This is a genomic window from Streptomyces sp. NPDC021562 (genome assembly GCF_040640875.1).
Taxonomy (GTDB): Bacteria; Actinomycetota; Actinomycetes; order Streptomycetales; family Streptomycetaceae; genus Streptomyces.
On the sequence record NZ_JBFACN010000092.1, the window covers coordinates 1 to 1423 of the forward strand.

The following is a 1423-nucleotide window of genomic DNA, read 5'->3' on the forward strand; positions in this document are numbered from 1 at the left end:
CTAGAGCGTGTCTCCTTGGACCAGCGCCGGTGACAGGCGGCCCCGGCTGGTGGAGAAGTCAGGCGACCTGAGAAAGCTGCTCGGATACTGTCGCTACGGAGGTGGAGTCTTGTGTCCTGGCCGTCTGCGATTGTTCTTGCCCCTGTGGAGCGACGCCCGTTCCTTGAGGGGCTAATCCGCTCCTTCGATCTCGCGCCGGACGCGACGGGTGACGAGCGGCTCCACTGGCACGGGTACTCGTACTACCTCGACCTCTCAGGCAGGATCCTGGCGGACTACGAGCCGGACGAGCTGGAGGAAGTGAGATCCCAGATCGGCGAGCCGTACGGGGTGTATGTCTCGTGCGAGTCCATGGACGCGGCCCGCGTCTTCCTCCGTCACGTTCTCGATGGTTTCGACGGTCTTATCGACACCAACCACCATGAAATCCTGCCGGCGCATGAGTTCGTTGCACTTCTGGACCGCCACCCGGATTGGGACTGGCGCCGCCAACCAAGTACGGAGCTGCGGTAGTACGGCTTTCACCGTCGGGCCCAGATGAAGATGGCAGCGAGGTGGAGTGCGGCCTGGTAGGCGATGGCGAGCTTGTCCGTTCGCATGGCAAGGCCACGCCACTGCTTGAGCCGGTTGATGGAGCGTTCGACTGAGTTGCGCTGCTTGTATGCCTCAGCATCGAAGACGGGCGGCCGACCTCCGGCGCGGCCTCGCCGCAGTCGATGGCCGATCTGGTCGGACGGCTGAGGGATCACTGCGCGGATTCCGCGCCGCCGAAGGTGCGCACGGATCGCGCGGGATGAGTACGCGCGGTCCGCCAGGACGGTGTCGGGGCGGGTCCTCGGCCTTCCTGGCCCGCTTCGCGGAACACGGATGCCGGCCATGACGGCCTCGAAGGCTGGTGCATCGCCCGCCTGGCCCGCGGTGACGCGGAGGGCCAAGGGGCGTGCGTGGCTGTCGCTGGCGAGGTGGACTTTCGTACTCAGGCCGCCGCGGGAACGTCCGAGTGCATGGTCGTCGGGTTCAGCCCGATCTGGCGCCCCTTTTTCCTGGCTCCGGCGGCGTGTTGATGGGCTCGGCAGACGGTGGAGTCCACTGACACGGTCCAGCCGATGTCGTCAGCACCATCGGCCGATGCCAGAAGCGCGGCAAGAATCCGTTCCCAGGTGCCGTCCATGGCCCACCTGATCAGCCGTTTGTGAGCAGTCTGGAATGAGCCCAGCTCGTCCGGCAGATCCCGCCAGGGCGAGCCGGTGCGGTACTTCCATGCGATGGCCTCCAACGTTCGACGATGATCGGCCCATCGCCGACCGCGGACCGGGTCGGCCGGCATGAACGGCTCGATTCGGTCCCACATCGCATCAGTGATCACTAGCCGGACGGACATATCTGATCAACCGACGAGCGGATCAAGGAGACACGCTCTAGG

Annotated in this window: 2 protein-coding genes; one reads left to right on the forward strand and one right to left on the reverse strand. The window is 65.5% G+C overall.

Annotation, left to right across the window (positions count from 1 at the left end):
* The first annotated feature begins 144 nt into the window (after positions 1 to 144).
* Positions 145 to 513 (forward strand): hypothetical protein, encoded by a 369-nt coding sequence (locus AB0G52_RS41120; RefSeq protein ID WP_361344407.1) that lies wholly within the window; start codon positions 145 to 147, stop codon positions 511 to 513.
* A gap of 8 nt (positions 514 to 521) precedes the next feature.
* On the opposite strand, the gene AB0G52_RS41125 is transcribed toward AB0G52_RS41120, so the two are convergent.
* A protein-coding gene (locus AB0G52_RS41125) for an IS5 family transposase (protein ID WP_361344410.1) occupies positions 522 to 1381 on the reverse strand; the annotation gives its coding sequence in 2 pieces (ribosomal slippage) (positions 522 to 1039 and positions 1039 to 1381; 861 coding nt in all).
* Positions 1382 to 1423 lie beyond the last annotated feature (42 nt).